Raw genomic sequence first — 19603 nt, 5'->3', positions numbered from 1 at the left:
CCCAATAAATAATCAATTAATGCATATACTTAATTCAGTCTTTTAAAAGATTACTTGGCCTCACTCTAGGAGTATTCATGACAGCCGAATTAAGAAAAACGAAAATCGTCACAACGCTAGGCCCTTCTACTGATAAAGGTAACGTGCTTGAAGAGATCATCAAAGCCGGTGCCAATGTCGTCCGCATGAACTTCTCTCACGGCACCAGCGACGACCATATACAACGCGCAGAAAACGTCAGAGCAATTGCAAAAAGACTTGGCACTCAAATCGCTATTCTCGGTGACTTACAAGGCCCCAAGATTCGAGTATCGACATTCAAAGATGGCAAAATCCAACTTGCTGTGGGTGACAAATTCACTCTCGACAGTAGCCTAGGTTTAGGTGCAGGCAACCAACAAGCGGTTGGTCTTGATTATAAAGAACTACCTAACGACGTTTCAGCTAACGACATCCTGTTACTCGACGATGGTCGTGTTCAGCTGAAAGTGACCGAAGTCGAAGGCTGTCGCGTTCATACAGAAGTGATCATTGGCGGCCCACTGTCAAATAACAAAGGCATCAATAAAAAAGGCGGTGGCCTTTCCGCAGAAGCGCTAACAGAAAAAGATAAGCGCGACATCGTCACCGCAGCCCAAATCAAAGTGGATTACCTCGCAGTGTCTTTCCCTCGCAACGGCGCAGACATGCACTACGCTCGTCAGCTTGCACGTGAAGCGGGCTTAGAAGCTCACCTTGTAGCAAAAGTAGAGCGAGCAGAGACCGTTGCCACTGTTGAGAACATGGATGACATCATAATGGCCTCAGATGTGGTCATGGTGGCTCGTGGTGACCTCGGAGTAGAGATTGGCGACCCTGAATTGGTCGGAGTACAAAAACAGCTTATACGCCGTGCTAGAGCGCTTAACAGAACCGTCATCACCGCAACTCAGATGATGGAATCAATGATCTCGGCACCAATGCCAACCCGTGCCGAAGTGATGGACGTTGCCAATGCGGTACTTGATGGAACAGATGCGGTCATGCTTTCAGGTGAAACCGCTGCCGGTGATTACCCGGTTGAAACCGTAAAATCGATGGCAGAAGTTTGTATTGGCGCAGAGAAAATGGCGGGCATTAATAACCAATCTAATTACCGTATTGACCGTACTTTTGTCACCGCTGAAGAAACTGTCTCAATGGCAACCATCTACTCTGCAAACCATATGGAAGGCATTAAGGGCGTAGTCACTCTCACCGAGTCAGGCCGTACTGCATTGATGATGTCTCGTCTAAGTGCAGATATGCCTATCTACGCGCTGTCTCGTAACGAAGGAACACTTAATCGCTGCACCTTGTACCGCGGTGTGACACCTATCTACTTCGAGACAGAAGCCGAGGATAGCTTTGACATTGCCCTATCTACGCTCACTTGCCTAAAAGAGAAAGAGCATCTTAAGTTTGGCGATCTCGTGATCGTCACTCAAGGCGACATTATGGACGTGGCGGGCTCAACCAACTGCATGAGAATCTTGCCTGTCACTTAATCAGTTAGTGTTTGATTAGGTCAGTTCGTTGATCAGCGACCCAGCCAAGATCAAAAAAGGGTTATTGAACTAAGTTCAGTAACCCTTTTTCACTTCAGAACCTTGTTAGCTCATTACGTACTAACTTTCAAATTCGAGTATTACTTATAAATTTCGAATATTATTTAGCAATTTCGAATATTACTTATCAGCAGCGCAAGTCGCCAACTGTGGCATATGTGAGCTGCGAGCGTTTTCCGTTGAAGTATAGGTTTCTACAAATCGGTAACCCGCCTCTAAACCTAAGTCGTAATCGTACAGCAAATCTTCCTTGTCACTCATCAAAGAGCTCGACTTAAGCGGTTTGCTGGGTGCAATTTGAACAACAAACGCATCGTCCGGTGGAGAGTTCAAAAAGTTCTGAGTTAATGAGTAGGTCTGATAATGAACCATCAACATGTCAGCTAAGCCAGAATCAAACTTATCGCCAATCAAATGACTTAAACGATAAATATCATCAGCACCAAATAGCCATCGTCCACCATTGAGCAGATCAAGGTGCCCTCTATCGCGCTTTTGCTCCTTTGAACGGAGAATTTGCTGCTGAAAGAATGACGTCCAATCGGTTTTCCATTGTTCTACTTTTTGTTGCCAATGATCTTGCACACTATCAAACGACTCACGGAACCATTCCAACTCCTCAGCCGATATAGGCTTAGGTGCTTTCATTAAGGCATGTTTACCTTGAATCTCCTTGGATAGCTCGGCTCCCTCTTCCAATACAGGCTCAGTACGTATCACGACTATCGATCGAGCTTGCCTACGCCATGCTTCTTGCACAGGAATAGACGCAGACACGCCACCGTCAACATAAGCACTGTCACCAATGAAGATTTCATCATTGTACAGACGAGGGATGGCACAGGTCGCAATCATCACTTTGTACCAGTCTTCTCCCATCAGAGGAAAATAATGGTCTCGTAAATCTTTAGAATCCGTTACTGCCGCAGAGAAATGGCGATCACCTAAGGTTTGTCGTCCCAAATCAAGATCAAGCTTGTATGGGTAAGCCATGATCTGTTCTAAGGCCCACTCTAAACCTAAGTTCTGTCGCTTTCGTATATAAGAGAAAAGATTGAAGAATTCTGGAGCCGTCGTTAAATCGAGAACGAAAGAACGACCTAGCCCTTTATCACGGCACAGATAGGCACACAAATTAAGCGCACCCGCTGAGGTGCCAAAGAATTCGTCGAAAGGGTCAAAATTAGAAAGAAGAAATGCGTCCAGCACACCAGCCGTAAAAATACTTCGCTGTCCGCCGCCTTGGGCAACCAGTGCTGTTTTTCCAGCAATAAACTTAGCGTAGTAATCTAAGTCTATTGCCGAATCAATATTGGTTATAATCCCACTATTCATTATTCCCTGAGTATAAAAACTCAGCCTCGCAATAGATGGTATTAGCTACCAATCGCAATAAAGCCAAACGAAAGAATGATGGTGTAGATTACTACTGTTATTTGTAGCGCATTTTTCAGATTATGGTCCATAAGCACCTCTGGCTTATTATTAATTTGTCGAGTCTCTATTTAAGTATTATCAGGTGTGTGAAGTATCTTCAAGAATCGTCGAAATTAGTCGCACAATATTGATGTAACCATCACAATTAGTAAGTGTATGGATAAGGATATACTCATGAATAACAAAGCAAATATGATTGCGCTTGTTGCGCTCATTTCCGCTTCAAACTTGTATGCAGCACCGGAAATTATTATCACTCCGATGATTGGTTATACAGGTGGTGGTAGCGTCGAAGACCAGGATGGTAATACTTATGATATGGAAGGTTCAGAAAACTTCACCTTCGCCATTGAAACTCCGCTTGAGAAAGGTCGTATCGGCTTTTTCTATTCCAATCAGAGCTCTGAGTTAGAAACGCTCAATCTAAGCTCCTCAATTCAATACCTGCACTTTCAAAGTAGTATCTACTACCCTGCTTCATCTGCGTTGTCAGGCTATCTAGGGTTAGGTCTTGGTGCTTCTTACGTTGATGTAGATTGGGCGAAAGATAAATATGGGTTCTCAACTTCTATCTTTGGTGGCTTAGAGTACAAATTCAGTGACCGCTTAGCGTTAAATACACAAGTACGTTGGCTAGGTACTGTGGTCGACAACGACACCTCCGGTGTTTGTAACGTACCGAGCAATGGCCAAGACTGCATCATCCGCTTTGATACTGACTGGATGAACCAATTCCAAGCCAATGTTGGATTGAGTTTTACCTTCTAGGTTGAGTCCCCATATTGGATCAATAAGTCTTTAGACTAGAAGTATTCTAAGGAAATGAAAAAACCAGCTTGATGCTGGCTTTTTCATTATAAAAACGGTTTTCAGTTCAACTTAGAACTTGTAGGTCACACCTAGTGCGCCGCCTACTTGTAACTCAACACCTTTGTACATGTCGAGCTCAGGGTGAACTTGTGCGTAAGCATTCCAACCTTCATAGAAATTCACTTTCACGCCTAGCGGCAAACGCAAACCAAAGTCGTCATTCCATTCAGCCCAAGCACCTGCACCAACATACCAACTTAAAGGCGCTTCAGTTTCAAACTGACCACGCTTAAAAATATAGTCAAATGCAGCGCCGTCATTGCCAATCGTAGCACGGTATTTCTGATCAAATTCCACAACGACACTCAGGTCTTGGTCGATGGCTAGTCCAACTTCTAAATCTGGAGCTTCAGAAGCGTGAGCAAACGAGGCTCCGCTGCAACACATAAGGCCGATCAAGTAACGATGTTTCATAATATTCTCAGACTGTTTTGAAAAAACGGTAGGTTACTTGAATCATAGCTAAAGATGTCATCACTTGGTTAAAGATCGCAGCCATTAAACGATCAAGAACGAGTAACAACACATCGAGTTAAGTGGTAATTCACTGATTTAGAAAAGATGAAACGTAGAAAGGTCTTTATGTTGCAGAAAACAAAAAAGGAGGCCTTTCGGCCTCCTTTCAATTTATTGAATCAGTGAATTAACCGTTGTTACGAATCCACTCATCCATGTCTGTCTTAAGGTTGTCAGACTTAGTACCGAAGATAGCTTGTACGCCACCAGCAACTACAACAACACCAGCTGCGCCTAGTTTCTTCAGTTTGTCTTGGTCAACAGCTTCTGTATCAGCTACTGCAACACGTAGACGAGTAATACAAGCGTCAAGACCAGTGATGTTCGCTTTGCCACCGAATGCAGCAACTAACTCACCAGCAAGCTCTGTACCAGTTGCAACGATGTCGTCTTCTGACTCGTCTTCGCGACCTGGAGTTTTAAGGTCAAGTGCTTTAATCACAGTGCGGAATACAATGTAGTAAATTGCAGCGTAACCAATACCACATACAACCATTAGGCCCATCTTAGACGCGTTGCCAGATAGAACTAGGAAGTCGATTAGACCGTGTGAGAAAGATGTACCGTGTACAAAACCTAGAGTGTTCGCAAGAACGTATGCAGAACCAGCTAGTAGAGCGTGGATTGCGTACAGTACTGGAGCAACGAATAGGAATGAGAATTCGATTGGTTCAGTGATACCCGTTAGGAATGAAGTCAACGCAGCAGAAGCCATGATGCCCATCACTTTAGCGCGGTTTTCAGGCTTAGCTGAGTGTGCAATTGCGATTGCAGCAGCAGGTAGACCGAACATCTTGAACATGTAACCACCAGCTAGCTGACCGAAGCCATTGCCCGCTGCACGAGATGCGTCATCAGCAACTAGGTAACAAGTCAGAACACCGTTTTGAGTTTCGCCAGCAGCGTTTACACAAGTACCAGCTTCAAAGAAGAAAGGTACGTTCCAAACGTGGTGAAGACCAAATGGAATTAGAGAACGCTCAACGATACCGTAGATACCAAACGCCACTTGTGGGTTTTGGTGAGCAGCCCAATCAGAGAACGCAGAGATAGCGCCGCCAACTGGTGGCCATACTACAGATAGTAGGATTGCTAGACCAATCGCAGAGAAACCTGTGATGATTGGCACGGCACGCTTACCAGCGAAGAAGCCTAGGTACTCTGGTAGTTGAATACGGAAGAAACGGTTGAATGCCCAAGCAGCAACACCACCGACTAGGATACCACCTAGTACACCAGTATCGATTTTATCAACGCCCATTACACCAGCCATTACGCCAAGTGTAGCAGTCATGATGCCGTAACCAACGATAGCAGCTAGACCAGCTACACCGTCGTTATTAGTAAAGCCAAGTGCTACACCTACTGCGAACAGTAGTGCCATTTGACCGAATACTGAACCACCCGCTTGTTCCATTAAGTTTGAAACAATTTCTGGAATGAAAGGAAGGTCTGCTGCACCGACACCTAGCAAAATACCCGCAACTGGTAAAACTGATACTGGTAGCATCAGAGACTTACCAACTTTCTGCAGGTTAGCAAAAAGGTTCTTAAACATGTTTATGCTCCTGATAAAGATAAAATAATTATATGGGTTCTAACGGCACACCCCCGTAGCCTATATGTTAGCACCCAGTGAAAATGTAACCATGTATTGCATTATATTTTCTGCCGCTAAATATATATTGATGCGGAACTAACTTTCTAGTCACTTACGAAATTTAGTTTCAAAACACGTCTTGGATCACATGTCAAATCTAGAAATGCAATGCTTTACAAGACATTAAATCATTGAAATATAAATATATTTTTTGATGGGTGTATTATTTTACTGGGTAAATAAAATAGGAGCTAATGTTATTTTTAGTAACAAAATTACAAATAGTGTAAATAGTGCTCCCAAGTTCAACATAATTAGTAAACATTAAAAAAAAACGTACTTTTGGTGATCAAAAACACAAAAAGGGAGCTTTCGCTCCCTTTTATTTGTTTAGTTAGTTTTTTATCGCAAAAAAAGTTTTCGGTAATTTTTGGTTGTTTGTTCAGCAACCTCTTTCATTGACAGCCCTTTCAACTGCGCGATATAAGCCGCCACTTCGACCACATATGCAGGCTGATTCTGTTTACCTCGATATGGAATCGGAGCCAAGTATGGCGAATCCGTCTCGATCAGCAACCTATCTAGCGGTAGGTTTTTCACAACATCTTTAAGTTCTGTGGCTTGTTTAAAGGTCACAATACCTGAGATCGAGATATAAAAACCTAATTCCATTGCCGCTTCGGCGAACGCTTGATCTTCAGTAAAGCAATGAATCACACCACCGCACTTCTCTGCTCCACCATCGCGTAAAATAGCTAACGTATCTTCACGCGCGTTACGCGTGTGGATGATCAAAGGTTTATTAAGCTCAACAGCCAACTCAACGTGCTGCTTGAACCTGAGCTGTTGTAGTTCTGCCGTCTCTGGCTGGTAGTGATAATCTAAGCCTGTCTCACCTATCGCCACAACCTTTGGATTGCTCGCATACTCACGCATTCTTTCTAGACAGAAATCGCTCTCTACATCGAGAGGGTGAACGCCACAAGAAGCTTTAACGTTATCGAACGGCGAGATCATCTCAAGCATATTTTCAAACGAGTCTAATGTCACACCGACAGAAAGCAGTTGGTCTACGTTTGCTGCCTTCGCCTTATTAACCACGTCTTCTACACTGGTGTGTAAATCTTGGTAATCCAGTTTGTCCAAATGACAGTGGGAATCTACGAACATGTTTCCTCGCAAGTGGCAATCAGCCAGTTCATTATGAGTAGCTCCGTATTGAGCCCGGGGTGTTGCTTTAACTGCTCAATCAATATCAACAGTTTATTCGATGCTGCGTAAGCACTTTGATAAGACATTACCTCAACCAAAGCTTTCGCACTCGGAGTCATCGCCTGATTCGCCAAACCAAAATGCAGCTTTTGCACGTCAGACAGTAAGTGCCATAGCCAGCCTAGTTGAACCAAAGGATCTTTACTAAGCTCTGTGGAAAACTTCAGCATGTCAGGTTGAGTGCCTTTGATTACATTGACAAAGCCATCGAGCACTTTTGTTGAGGCTTCAACACCGCCTTGCTCAAACATGGCTTTCGCTTTCAAAGGCGCGTTGTCATTGAGCGCTAGAATATACTGCGGAACCGCTTTACCTACCTCCCCATCTAGCCAAGTCGATCCAGTATCCAACTGTGGGCTAACCACATTGAATTGCTGACAGCGGCTAATAATAGTTGGCATTAAGCGATTACTGTTACGAGTAGAAAGAATGAAGATGCACTTACTTGATGGCTCTTCTAGAGTTTTCAGCAATGCGTTCGACGCCGATTCGTTCATCGCCTCTGCAGGGTTAAGCAAGATAACGCGCAAACCACCTAACTGGGACGATTGTTGAGCCCAGCGGTTACTCGCACGTACTTGGTCAACGGTAATCGATTTACCTTCTTTCTCAGGTTCAATCACATGGAAATCCGGATGACTCCCCGACTTCATCAATTCACAACTGTGGCAAAATCCACACGACTCGCTTTCGTAATTAGTACACATCAATGCATCGGTAAGTTGGCTAATCAGCGCATCAACGCCGAGCCCTTCCGGTGCATTAACAATCACAGAGTTAGGAAAACGCTCTGCATCGAGACTTTTTTTCCACTCACTCCATACCGGTGTGAGCCAAGAATACACTTCAGCCATGACTACCTACTGTTTATTGAGCCAAGCACTGAGCGCGACTTTAATATCAGCGGCTACTTGCTCAATTTCTTGCTGCGCATTAATCACGAGTACAGAATCGTCTTGCCCTGCAATTTCTAAGTAACGCTCACGCGTACGATCGAAAAATGAGATGTCCATTTTTTCAATTCTATCAAGCTCACCACGGCCTCTGGCACGCTCTAGTCCTACTCTAGGGTCTAGGTCCAAATATAGCGTTAGATCTGGCTTAAAGCCGCCTAGCGTGGTTGCTTTCAGTGATTCCATCGTAGTACGTGCTATCTGACGACCACCACCTTGATAAGCTTGAGAAGACATATCATGGCGATCACCCAATACCCATTGACCGCTGTCTAATGCGGGCTTGATGACGTTTTCTACTAATTGAACACGTGCCGCGTACATCAGCAATAGTTCCGTCATATCTTGAAGCTTCTCACCTTCGTGCTCTTCTTTAACCAATGAACGCATCTTTTCAGCTAAGACAGTGCCACCCGGCTCACGAGTATTGACGATATCTTCAACACCCGATGCTTTTAATGTCTCAACGATGGCATTGATTGCTGTACTTTTGCCAGCACCTTCAAGGCCTTCAACTACGATAAATTTCGACTGATTCATAATTATTTCTTTATTTGTTTTTTCTTAATTGCTTTAAGTAAGCTCGTACTGCACGGTTATGCTCAGTCAAACTCTTTGAAAATACGTGACCGCCTGTTCCACTCGCAACGAAATACAGGTAGTTGCTCTTCTCTGGATTCAGCGCAGCATTGATAGACGCTTTGCCCGCCATTGCAATAGGCGTCGGTGGTAAACCACTCATTGTATAAGTGTTGTATGGCGTTGGAGTACGTAAGTCTTTCTTACGTATATTGCCTTTGTAACTGTCGCCCATGCCGTAGATAACCGTTGGGTCAGTTTGCAGACGCATACGCTTGTTCAAGCGATTAACGAACACAGAAGACACGCGTTCACGCTCTGACGCTACTGCAGTCTCTTTCTCAATGATAGACGCAAGAATTAGCGCTTCATATGGCGATTTAAGCGGCAGTTTATCGGCTCTATTTTCCCACTCATCATTGACCACGTTCATTAGATCTCGGTGGGCACGTTTCAACAAATCTAAATCCGTTGTGCCGTAGGTGTAGTGGTATGTTTCCGCTAAGAAAAGGCCTTCTAGCTTTTCATTTTCGATACCCAACTTTACAGCGATCTCTTGTTCAGAGACACCATCCAACGTCTGCTGGATGAATTCGCTTTCTTGTAGCTGAACAAGCCATTCGTCAAAACGACTGCCTTCTACAAACGTAATAGTAAATTGGTGCTCCTTACCTTCTACAAGCACTTGTAGCGCCTGCTCTAGAGTTAAACCGGGTTCAAGCAGGAATGTACCCGCTTTTACGTCTACAAGCTCAGGATGTAACTTACGAATTAATTTCTCGTAAGGAGAAGCCTCAAAAAGCCCCTCGTTAATCAACTGTGCTAGAACACGGTTAAAGCTGCTACCTGAAGCAACGGTAACCACCTGCGGTTTTTCTAATTGAATAACTTGTTTCAGGTTATCTTGCGCTTGGTTGTAAACATAAAAACCAGCAGCAGCGGCTGCGATAAAGCACAAGGTAATAAAAATAAATAACTTTTTGATCACGAGTTTAGTTGTCCTTGAAGGCTACGAGTAACGGTTCCAATGTTGAATTGGGTATCACTAATACGGGTAACTGGGGCAACCCCTAAGATGGAGTTGGTCATGAAAATCTCATCAGCTTGCATGAGTTGAGATAAGCAGTAGTCACTAATTGTAACGGAAAGTTCAGCTTGATTCAGCGCGGTTAACACTTGCTTACGCATAACCCCCGCCACACCACTTTGCGTGAGTTGAGGTGTATATATCATCTGACCTTTGCGCCAAAACAGATTAGCCATGGTGGTTTCAATCACATTGCCCGAGATATCAAGAACTACACCATCAACTTCATCGGCCTGATCCATTTCATCTTTCATCAAGATCTGCTCAAGACGATTATTGTGCTTATGGCCTGCGAGCAATGGGCTCAAACCTAGTGCTTGTTGGCAGATACCGAGTTCTACACCAGAATCTTGCCACGCTGAATAATGACTAGGGAAATCAAATGTACTGATGGTTATCGTTGGCTTGGCGATATTCTTGGTACTGTAGCCACGACCGCCGACCCCACGGCTAACGTGTAGCTTTATCCCAGCTTTTTGATTATGAGGCTTGTTTGTATCATAGAGGATCTTTGAACCATAAAGGCTCTTTGTTCCATGAAGATCGTTATCTTGGATATGTTGAAGTGCATTATCGATCCAAAGGCTAACAACATCCCAATCAAGTGTTGGTATACGTAACGCTTTAAGGCATTCGTCGACACGACATTGATGATCATAAAAATGCTGAACCTGACCCTCTTGGACAAGCATGGTGGTAAAACAACCATCCCCGTACTGAAACGAACGATCCAAGATATCGACAGTTTGCTGGCTTTCTCCATCAACCCAAAACATGTTTTTCCCCATAAAAAGAAACGGCTCAATGCTAAAGCATCAAGCCGTTTAAAAACAAGTCTAATTATGACTATCTACGAATGTTTACATCTTTAATAAGATGATTAAATCTTTTTGAAGATCAAACAGCCGTTTGTACCACCGAAACCGAATGAGTTACATGCAGCATATTCCATACCGCTAACTTTACGCGCAGTGTGGGGTACTAAGTCAATATCTAAGCCTTCTTCAGGATCATCCAAATTGATTGTTGGTGGAACAATTTGATCAATTAGAGACATCGCTGTGATGATCGCTTCAGCAGAACCTGCAGCACCTAGAAGGTGGCCTGTCATTGATTTCGTAGAAGAAACCAAGACTTGCTTGCTGCCTGCTTCGCCAAGAGCACGCTTGATGCCCTTAACTTCCGCTACGTCGCCTGCAGGAGTCGAAGTACCGTGTGCATTAACATAACCGATTTGTTCACCAGTAATGCCAGCATCACGCATAGCCGCTTCCATTGCTAGTGCACCACCAGAGCCATCTTCACTTGGAGATGTCATGTGGTAAGCGTCACCCGACATACCGAAGCCAACTAGCTCACAGTAAATCTTAGCGCCACGAGCTTTAGCATGTTCATACTCTTCAAGAACCATCATGCCTGCACCGTCACCAAGAACGAAGCCGTCACGGCCTTTGTCCCATGGACGAGAAGCTTTTTGAGGCTCATCGTTACGAGTAGACAATGCTTTAGCCGCACCAAAACCGCCCATACCTAGTGGTGTAGATGCTTTTTCAGCACCACCCGCTAGCATTGCGTCAGCATCGCCGTATGCAATCATACGAGCCGCGTGGCCAATGTTATGTAGGCCAGTCGTACATGCTGTAGAGATCGCGATGTTTGGACCGCGTAGGCCACGCATGATAGACATGTGACCCGCAATCATATTCACGATCGTCGACGGTACGAAGAACGGGCTGATTTTACGAGGGCCTTTTTCAGTTAGAGCCTTGTGACCGGCTTCGATCAAACCAAGACCACCAATACCAGAACCGATAGCAACGCCTACACGAGGAGCGTTTTCTTCAGTAATAGTTAGGGCTGAATCATCTAAAGCTTGAATACCTGCTGCGACGCCGTACTGGATGAACAAGTCCATCTTACGAGCATCTTTTTTAGTCATATACTCTTCGCAGTTAAAGTCTTTAACTAGACCTGCAAAACGAGTTGAGAAATTGGTTGCATCAAAATGATCGATATTAACGATACCACTTTGACCAGCTAGCAGGGCTTTCCAAGAAGATTCTACAGTGTTGCCTACCGGCGACAACATACCCATGCCAGTGACAACTACACGACGCTTGGACACGATATTACACTCCGGGGATTGAGGTGATTTAAGATGAGGATAGATGAGTTAGATAAAACACAGGCGGTCAAGGTGACCGCCTGGGAGAGATTATTACTGAGCGCTAGTTACGTAATCGATAGCAGCTTGAACAGTAGTAATTTTCTCAGCTTCGTCATCTGGGATTTCAGTGTCGAATTCTTCTTCTAGAGCCATTACTAGCTCAACTGTGTCTAGAGAATCTGCACCTAGGTCATCAACGAAAGAAGCTTCGTTTTTAACTTCAGCTTCGTCTACACCTAGCTGTTCAACAATGATTTTCTTTACGCGTTCTTCGAGGTTGCTCATTTTTTCTTTTCCTTTACAGAGTTCGCTTTATGCGATGTTTTCCGTAGTTTATTCAATCTATTGAAAGTTGCAAGGTCAACTTTTCTGGTCAAACCACAATTTTCACGATTTTAACCGAAATTACGTATGATCTTGACTTAAATCATGCACAAATGTTGCACATAATTTACACCATGTACATACCGCCATTGACGTGAAGTGTTTCACCTGTGATATAAGCTGCCGCAGGTGACGCCAAAAATACCACAGCTTCAGCGATTTCGCGAGGGTCACCTAGTCGACCTGCTGGTACATTCGCCAAAGTTGCTGCACGTTGGTCATCATTTAGCGCTTTAGTCATGTCTGTTTCGATGAAACCTGGCGCTACAGTGTTCACTGTAATACCACGAGACGCAACTTCACGAGCCATTGATTTAGTGAAACCAATCACACCAGCTTTTGCTGCTGCGTAGTTAGCTTGACCAGCGTTACCCATAGTACCTACTACAGAACCAACGTTTACGATACGGCCTTGACGCTTCTTCATCATGCCACGCAATACAGCTTTAGACATGCGGAAGATAGGCGTTAGGTTAGTATCAATGATGTCATTCCATTCATCGTCTTTCATACGCATGAGAAGGTTATCACGAGTGATACCTGCGTTGTTAACCAGAATGTCAATCGCACCGAATTCATCGTTGATGGTTTTCAGTGTAGCAGCAATTGAGTCAACATCAGTGACATTAAGAGCAAGACCCTTACCATTCTCACCAAGGTACTCGCTGATTGCAGCAGCGCCGCCTTCAGACGTAGCAGTACCGATAACTTTAGCACCACGCTCAACTAAAAGCTCAGCGATTGCACGACCGATGCCACGGCTTGCGCCTGTAACTAGTGCAACTTTGCCTTCTAAATTCATCATAACTTCTCTATTAATTGGTTATTTACTTAGCAGCGTCTAGTGATGCAGTGTCATTAACTGCAGCAGCTGTCATAGTTTTAACAATACGTTTTGTTAGACCAGTAAGAACCTTACCTGGGCCTAATTCTAGTAGCTTTTCAACGCCTTGCTCATTCATCGCTTGTACACCTTCAGTCCAACGAACTGGGCTGTATAGCTGACGAACAAGTGCGCTTTTGATTTTTGCAGGGTCTGTTTCAGCAATAACATCGACGTTATTGATAACAGGCAGTGCCGGTGTGTTGAACTCTAGAGCTTCTAGAGCAACCGCTAGCTTGTCTGCTGCAGGCTTCATAAGGGCACAGTGAGACGGCACAGATACAGGTAAAGGAAGAGCACGTTTAGCGCCTGCTTCTTTACATAGTGCACCAGCACGCTCTACTGCTGCTTTGTTACCCGCGATAACAACTTGGCCTGGTGAATTGAAGTTAACTGGAGACACAACTTCGTCTTGTGCCGCTTCTTCACACGCTTTAGCAATCGCTTCATCATCTAGACCGATGATTGCGTACATTGCACCAACACCCGCAGGAACCGCTTCTTGCATCAGTTGACCACGTAGCTCAACCAGCTTGATCGCTTCTTTAAAGTCGATAACACCCGCACACACGAGTGCAGAGTATTCGCCTAGGCTGTGGCCTGCTAGGTTTGCAGGTTGCTCTAGACCAAGCTCTTGCCATACGCGCCAGATTGCAACAGACGCAGTGAGTAGAGCCGGTTGAGTACGGAAAGTTTCATTTAGATTTTCTACTGGACCATCTTGAACCAATGCCCATAGATCGTAACCAAGTGCTTCTGAAGCTTCAGCAAATGTCTTTTTAACAACATCATACTGTTCGCCTAGGTCAGCAAGCATACCGATAGCTTGAGAGCCTTGGCCTGGGAATACGATAGCAAATTTGCTCATTGTAATTTTCCTTTAAGCAAAGCAAAAAATTGAATAAGGCACATAAGTTATGTGCCTTGTTTGTTGATTATCGCTTGGGGTTAGAATTTAACTAACGCAGAACCCCAAGTGAAGCCGCCGCCAAATGCTTCGAGTAGAAGCGTTTGACCACGTTTAATTCGCCCGTCGCGAACAGCCTCATCAAGGGCCGTTGGTACGGTAGCTGCCGACGTATTGCCGTGCTTATCAAGAGTAATCACAACTTGATCAAGCGACATCGTCAGCTTTTTAGCGGTTGCCGAGATAATACGGTAATTCGCTTGGTGTGGAACTAACCAATCAAGCTCTGACTTATCCATATTGTTCGCCGCTAATGTGTCTTTAACTAGCTTAGAAAGCTGAGTTACCGCCACTTTAAATACTTCGTTGCCCGCCATGTGCAGCCATTTGTCTGCATCACCGCCACGCTCTGGAACTTCTAAGCTTAGAAGCTCACCATATTTACCATCAGAGTAAATGTGGGTAGACAAAATACCTGGCTCTTCGCTTGCGCCTACAACCACCGCGCCTGCAGCATCACCAAATAAGATGATAGTAGAGCGGTCAGTCGGATCACAGGTTTTTGACAGTGCATCCGCACCGATTACCAAAACGTTTTTACACATACCAGTCTTGATATGTTGATCAGCAACAGACAGTGCATAGACAAAGCCAGAACACGCCGCAGCTAAATCAAACGCAGGGCAGCCTTTGATACCAAGCTTACCTTGTACCTGACATGCCGAAGACGGGAATGTATGGCTACTGCTGGTTGTCGCAACGATGATTAAATCAATATCTTCTTTGTCGATACCTGCCATCTCAATGGCATTCTCAGCAGCGTAAAACGCCATATCCGCAACGGTTTCGTTTTCCGCTGAAATACGACGCTCTTTAATACCTGTTCTAGCAACGATCCACTCATCGCTAGTCTCTACCATTTTCTCTAAGTCTGCGTTAGTACGCACCTGAGATGGCAAGTAGCTGCCAGTACCTAAAATTTTGCTATACATGAAGACTAATAATGCCTCTCGAGTAAAACCGCTTCCAAACGATCGCTAATGCGGCTGGGGACTTGTCGTTTGACCTCGTGTACTGCTTCACCAATCGCGTTGACGACTGCAGACACATCAGCACTTCCATGACTTTTAATGACAATGCCGCGCAATCCTAACAAACTTGCGCCGTTATACTGGTCGGGGTTCAAGGTTTTTAATTCAGTAAATAGCTCAGAAAACAACATTCTGGCGATCCAACCCTTTATTGTTGAAGCCATCATGCGCGTTTTTAGCTTATCAATAAAGAGCTGAGCCGTACCTTCGCACGTTTTTAAGCAGACATTGCCCACAAAACCATCACATACGACGACATCAGCAGCATCTTGAAGTAATTGATTACCTTCAATATAGCCTATGAAGTTCACAGACTGAGTATTAGACAACATTTCCGCGCATCGTTTCACAAGGTCATTGCCTTTGATTTCTTCGGCACCGATATTCAAGATAGCGACACGTGGAGCGCGACCTAAATGTTGTTCCGCTAATGCACTGCCCATTACAGCAAACTGAAACAGTGAATCTGCGTCACTAGAAACGTTCGCTCCTAAATCAAGCATCCATGTACGGTTGCCAGAAGCAGTAGGCAAAGCTGAAACCAATGCAGGCCTATCAATACCGGGAAGGAGTTTGAGTCTGAAACGAGATAACGCCATCAGTGCGCCAGTGTTACCACCGCTCACACAAGCATCAGCCTGTGATTCGGCAACCAAATCGATAGCAGCACGCATAGAACTACCCTGGCTATTACGCAAGGCTAGTGAAGGTTTTTCAGAATTGGAAATGACTCGATCACAATGCTGGATACTCAAACGAGAATCAGGCATTCGACCTAATGAAGATAATTGAGATGTGATCGCATTTCGATCACCTATGAGAATGACTTTTAGCTCTGGGAAATACGACAGTGCCTGCACGGCGGCAGGCACTGTTACACGAGGACCGAAGTCCCCGCCCATTGCATCAAGCGCAACGGTTAGATTTTGCAAAGGTCAACCTTACTTGTTGATAACCTTTTTGCCGCGGTAGAAACCTTCGGCAGTCACGTTGTGACGTAGGTGAGTTTCACCTGAAGTTGCGTCTACAGAAAGTGCAGCTGTAGTTAGCGCATCGTGTGAACGACGCATGCCACGCATTGAACGTGATTTCTTGCTCTTTTGTACGGCCATTGACCCTACTCCTATGTAAATTCTTAAAGATACTTACTAATAAGTTACTTCTTTAAGTTTTTTAAAACATCAAATGGATTCGGCTTTTTATCTTCCTCAATTTCTTCAGGAAGTTCACCAAACACCAAGTTATTTGAGTTAACGCTACATTTCGCATCGTCGTGCATTGCTATTTGTGGCAATCCAAGGATGAACTCGTCTTCAACTAATTGAATCAGGTCTAACTCACCGTACTCGTTCAGATCTACCAAATCGTACTCTTCCGGTGCTTCCTCTTCACTTTTCTCGCTGTAAACAGGAGTATAAGTAAATTGGACATCGCACTCATGTGCGAAAACCTCATTACAACGTTGACACTCTAAATCGACTTCGACGTTAGCTTTACCAGAGATAACGACTAATCGTTGTTCATCAAGCCCAAATGACATTGAGACTTGCGCGTCACGTTTTACGCCTTCAGTTGTTTCGGTTAAACGCTTTAAAAGACTGACTTGAATGATACCATCCATATCGAGTCGTTTTTGAGCCGTTCTTGCCGGATCAACTGTACGCGGTATTTTTTCCTTTTGCATAGGGCGCGAATCTTATCTTCCAAATCGTGTTTAGTCAAAGGAAATGGCAAAAAAAATGTACTTTCCTACCTTTCCTGTTCAGAGCATTATGAATAGCAGGATAAGTTACGTTATCCTGAACTAAATGCTTACACGAATTGTAAATTAAAATGAGAAATTACCAACTAGTTTTAGCTTCTACATCTCCATTTAGGCAAGAGATCCTCAAAAAACTACAGTTAGACTTTGTCACAGCGAAGCCTGACTGCGATGAAACACCACTTCCAGAAGAGACACCTCAACAGTTAGTGATGCGTCTTGCCGAGACAAAAGCCAAGTCTTGTACTACCGAACAACCAAGCCTAGTGATTGGTTCCGATCAAGTGTGTGTGATTGATGGAGAAATCATTGGTAAACCACACACTCGTGAAAAAGCGATTGAGCAGCTATCTCGCCAAAGCGGCAAAAGCATCACTTTCTATACTGGGATAACCGTATGGAATAGTGAAACCAATAAAGCCGACACTCGCTTAGATACCTTCATCGTGCATTTCCGTGATTTAACACAGCAGCAGATCATTTCTTACGTTGAGAAAGAACAGCCTTATTACTGCGCGGGCAGCTTTATGTGTGAAGGGTTAGGTATCGCGCTATTTAAACGGATGGAAGGTAAAGACCCGAATACCTTGATCGGTTTACCTCTGATCGATCTGGTTGATATGTTAGAAGCGCAAGGAATGAGCGTACTATAACGGATACCCTCTCTTTTGCTAGAGATTCCCTACTCCTTCCTTCGTCAGTCTAGGGAAGGACGAAGATAGCTACATTATCCAATCAGCTCATGATGTAGAACCTGACTTTAAAAAGTCGTCATCCTCAAGAGCGAGGAACGAGCGAGTTGGGGATCTTCTACAACAGATGAAAACAAAAAAGGTTGACGAATTTCGTCAACCTTTTTTGTTAGTAGATAGGTAAGGCTAGAAACAGCTAACCCTTTAGTATCTAGTATCTAGTATCTAGTATCTAGTATCTAGTATCTAGTATCTAGTATCTTCTTAAAGCTTACGTAAACCAGTGAGTGCTCTCTCTAGCCTTTTTTCCATTGGCGCCGAGATATCCACCTTCTCTTCGCTACCCGGGTGGGTAAACTTGATATTGGCTGCATGTAAGAACAGACGATTCAATCCTACTTTACCCGTATAAGCATCGAAACGACGATCACCGTAACGGTCATCCCAAGCAATTGGGTGGCCAGTGTATTGAGCATGCACACGAATTTGGTGCGTACGGCCGGTAATTGGGCTTGCCTGAACTAACGTCGCATCTTGGAATTTTTCCAAAACCTTAAAACGAGTTTCAGAAGCCTTACCATTCGGGTTAACGCGAACAATGCTGTTTACTTCATTTTTCAATAAAGGGGCATTAACCACTTTACAGCTGTTCTTCCATTCGCCCATCACTAAAGCGAAGTAGTATTTTTGAACCGTTTTTTCACGGAACTGTGCTTGAAGGTGTCTTAGCGCAGAGCGCTTCTTAGCAACAAGCAAAATGCCAGACGTATCTCTATCGATACGGTGCACTAATTCAAGAAAACGAGCATCAGGGCGAAGTGCACGCAATGCCTCAATCGCGCCAAACTTTAGCCCGCTACCACCATGAACCGCAGTGCCTGATGGTTTATTCAGAATCAGCATGTGATCATCTTCATAAATGATGCACTGTTCTAATTCAGAAACCTTATTGAGTTTCGTGCTTGGCACGTTCTCTTCTGTTTTCTCTTCAATAGTGACTGGCGGGATACGAACTAAATCACCTGCTTTTAGTTTGTATTCAGCCTTGATGCGTTTTTTGTTTACGCGGACTTCGCCTTTACGCACGATTCGGTAAATCATGCTTTTCGGGATGTTTTTTAATTGGTTGCGTAAGAAGTTATCAATACGCTGACCAGCCATATCTTCGTCAATGTCGACAAATTGGACTTGGGTTCTAATTTCGCTCATTGGGTCATTGTATCACTGTCACTTTTGATAATTGAGATTTTCTTAACCCTATTCTGAACTTATTTATCTATAATCCCTGCCGATCTATCCCTAAAAGGTCATTGAAGTTCTATATTTCTTTGATTCTTCGAACAAAAAAGCACCAAGCTTCCTGCAAATTAAAATATCAATTGATAAATTATTTATAGACAGTGAGTTAGAGCTATCAAAACCCAAACAAAAACTGTTTTTTTTACCGCATTACGACAAAGCAGATTGCTGTGTTTACCGACCACTGCTATAGTTCACAGCTGCTATCAATGGATTGACTAATATTTAAACAGCTAACCATTCATAAGCAAGTAAATGAGTAGATGACTCAGATTAGACAGTGCTGCAATCGGCGTAAGACACGGTCAACTGAGTTCCTTATCGCTCTACTCACGTACACTCATGTTGAGTATTCACCGCCACATCGCGGATCATAGGCTAACTCCCTATGATGACTGACGTGCCCCAGAGCATCCCTACTCCAGCCGGGAGGCTGCACCGATAAAGCCATGGGATCTGGCACCATGAGAAACGAATAAAGCGATAAGACCAATGATGAAAATAAGAAAAGACAATGA

The 19603-nt window shown here is 44.2% G+C and carries 21 protein-coding genes; 3 read left to right on the top strand and 18 right to left on the bottom strand.

Features of this window, described 5'->3' with window-relative positions:
* The first annotated feature begins 77 nt into the window (after positions 1-77).
* Entirely contained in the window at positions 78-1526 is a 1449-nt protein-coding gene (pyk, locus tag AACT19_RS17715; RefSeq protein ID WP_004736568.1) for a pyruvate kinase, read from the top strand.
* Positions 1527-1706: 180 nt separating this feature from the next.
* Here pyk and AACT19_RS17710 read toward each other — a convergent pair whose 3' ends face one another.
* Positions 1707-2921: a patatin-like phospholipase family protein gene (locus tag AACT19_RS17710; RefSeq protein ID WP_017088593.1), complete on the bottom strand. Its 1215-nt coding sequence runs from the start codon at positions 2919-2921 to the stop codon at positions 1707-1709.
* Between the two features lie 41 nt (positions 2922-2962).
* Positions 2963-3052, bottom strand: a complete 90-nt coding sequence (gene cydH / locus AACT19_RS17705) for a cytochrome bd-I oxidase subunit CydH (protein WP_099165371.1) — start codon at positions 3050-3052, stop codon at positions 2963-2965.
* Positions 3053-3197: 145 nt separating this feature from the next.
* Here cydH and AACT19_RS17700 point away from each other — a divergent pair, with 145 nt between their 5' ends.
* On the top strand, positions 3198-3791 hold the full coding sequence (locus AACT19_RS17700) for a hypothetical protein (RefSeq protein WP_026012218.1): 594 nt from the start codon (positions 3198-3200) through the stop codon (positions 3789-3791).
* Between the two features lie 111 nt (positions 3792-3902).
* Here the strand turns inward: AACT19_RS17700 and AACT19_RS17695 are convergent, their stop codons facing one another.
* From AACT19_RS17695 to yceD, 15 genes are all read right to left on the bottom strand, one after another.
* On the bottom strand, positions 3903-4307 hold the full coding sequence (locus tag AACT19_RS17695; RefSeq protein ID WP_004736563.1) for a hypothetical protein: 405 nt from the start codon (positions 4305-4307) through the stop codon (positions 3903-3905).
* 229 nt (positions 4308-4536) lie between these two features.
* Positions 4537-5967: a PTS glucose transporter subunit IIBC gene (gene ptsG, locus AACT19_RS17690; RefSeq protein ID WP_004736562.1), complete on the bottom strand. Its 1431-nt coding sequence runs from the start codon at positions 5965-5967 to the stop codon at positions 4537-4539.
* Positions 5968-6411: 444 nt separating this feature from the next.
* Positions 6412-7179, bottom strand: coding sequence for a TatD family hydrolase (locus tag AACT19_RS17685; protein ID WP_017093784.1), 768 nt, complete (start codon positions 7177-7179; stop codon positions 6412-6414).
* Positions 7170-8135 (bottom strand): DNA polymerase III subunit delta', encoded by a 966-nt coding sequence (locus tag AACT19_RS17680; RefSeq protein WP_054547258.1) that lies wholly within the window; start codon positions 8133-8135, stop codon positions 7170-7172. Before AACT19_RS17680 ends, AACT19_RS17685 begins: the two co-directional genes overlap by 10 nt.
* A gap of 6 nt (positions 8136-8141) precedes the next feature.
* Positions 8142-8774: a dTMP kinase gene (tmk, locus tag AACT19_RS17675; RefSeq protein ID WP_017078129.1), complete on the bottom strand. Its 633-nt coding sequence runs from the start codon at positions 8772-8774 to the stop codon at positions 8142-8144.
* A 10-nt stretch (positions 8775-8784) separates the two neighbouring features.
* Positions 8785-9801, bottom strand: coding sequence for an endolytic transglycosylase MltG (gene mltG, locus AACT19_RS17670; protein ID WP_017093782.1), 1017 nt, complete (start codon positions 9799-9801; stop codon positions 8785-8787).
* The gene (pabC, locus tag AACT19_RS17665) at positions 9798-10676 is read right to left on the bottom strand and encodes an aminodeoxychorismate lyase (protein ID WP_017093781.1); all 879 of its coding nucleotides are present in this window, start codon (positions 10674-10676) and stop codon (positions 9798-9800) included. The genes mltG and pabC overlap by 4 nt, the downstream gene beginning before the upstream one ends.
* Positions 10677-10780: 104 nt before the next feature.
* Positions 10781-12025, bottom strand: a complete 1245-nt coding sequence (fabF, locus tag AACT19_RS17660) for a beta-ketoacyl-ACP synthase II (RefSeq protein ID WP_004736554.1) — start codon at positions 12023-12025, stop codon at positions 10781-10783.
* Positions 12026-12118: 93 nt separating this feature from the next.
* Complete coding sequence (acpP, locus tag AACT19_RS17655) at positions 12119-12352, bottom strand: acyl carrier protein (RefSeq protein ID WP_012603569.1); 234 nt, start codon at positions 12350-12352, stop codon at positions 12119-12121.
* A gap of 166 nt (positions 12353-12518) precedes the next feature.
* Positions 12519-13253, bottom strand: a complete 735-nt coding sequence (gene fabG, locus AACT19_RS17650; protein ID WP_010437280.1) for a 3-oxoacyl-ACP reductase FabG — start codon at positions 13251-13253, stop codon at positions 12519-12521.
* A gap of 25 nt (positions 13254-13278) precedes the next feature.
* Entirely contained in the window at positions 13279-14202 is a 924-nt protein-coding gene (gene fabD / locus AACT19_RS17645; RefSeq protein ID WP_017078125.1) for an ACP S-malonyltransferase, read from the bottom strand.
* Between the two features lie 80 nt (positions 14203-14282).
* A complete protein-coding gene (locus tag AACT19_RS17640) occupies positions 14283-15233 on the bottom strand; it encodes a beta-ketoacyl-ACP synthase III (RefSeq protein ID WP_010437276.1) in 951 nt (316 codons plus the stop codon).
* Between the two features lie 5 nt (positions 15234-15238).
* Positions 15239-16264, bottom strand: a complete 1026-nt coding sequence (plsX, locus tag AACT19_RS17635; protein ID WP_017062152.1) for a phosphate acyltransferase PlsX — start codon at positions 16262-16264, stop codon at positions 15239-15241.
* A gap of 9 nt (positions 16265-16273) precedes the next feature.
* Entirely contained in the window at positions 16274-16444 is a 171-nt protein-coding gene (gene rpmF / locus AACT19_RS17630; protein WP_004737376.1) for a 50S ribosomal protein L32, read from the bottom strand.
* 44 nt (positions 16445-16488) lie between these two features.
* Positions 16489-17016, bottom strand: coding sequence for a 23S rRNA accumulation protein YceD (gene yceD, locus AACT19_RS17625; protein ID WP_004733994.1), 528 nt, complete (start codon positions 17014-17016; stop codon positions 16489-16491).
* 149 nt (positions 17017-17165) lie between these two features.
* Here yceD and AACT19_RS17620 point away from each other — a divergent pair, with 149 nt between their 5' ends.
* Positions 17166-17747 carry a Maf family protein gene (locus AACT19_RS17620; protein ID WP_004733995.1) on the top strand — a complete coding sequence of 194 codons (582 nt, stop codon included), beginning with the start codon at positions 17166-17168 and terminating at the stop codon, positions 17745-17747.
* Positions 17748-18050: 303 nt separating this feature from the next.
* Here AACT19_RS17620 and rluC read toward each other — a convergent pair whose 3' ends face one another.
* Positions 18051-18995, bottom strand: coding sequence for a 23S rRNA pseudouridine(955/2504/2580) synthase RluC (rluC, locus tag AACT19_RS17615; RefSeq protein WP_076647768.1), 945 nt, complete (start codon positions 18993-18995; stop codon positions 18051-18053).
* Positions 18996-19603 lie beyond the last annotated feature (608 nt).

Source organism: Vibrio sp. 10N.222.47.A9 (assembly GCF_963872585.1).
Lineage (GTDB): Bacteria > Pseudomonadota > Gammaproteobacteria > Enterobacterales > Vibrionaceae > Vibrio > Vibrio splendidus.
Note: the sequence above shows the minus strand (reverse complement) of the source record. Positions and strands in the feature narration are given on the sequence as shown.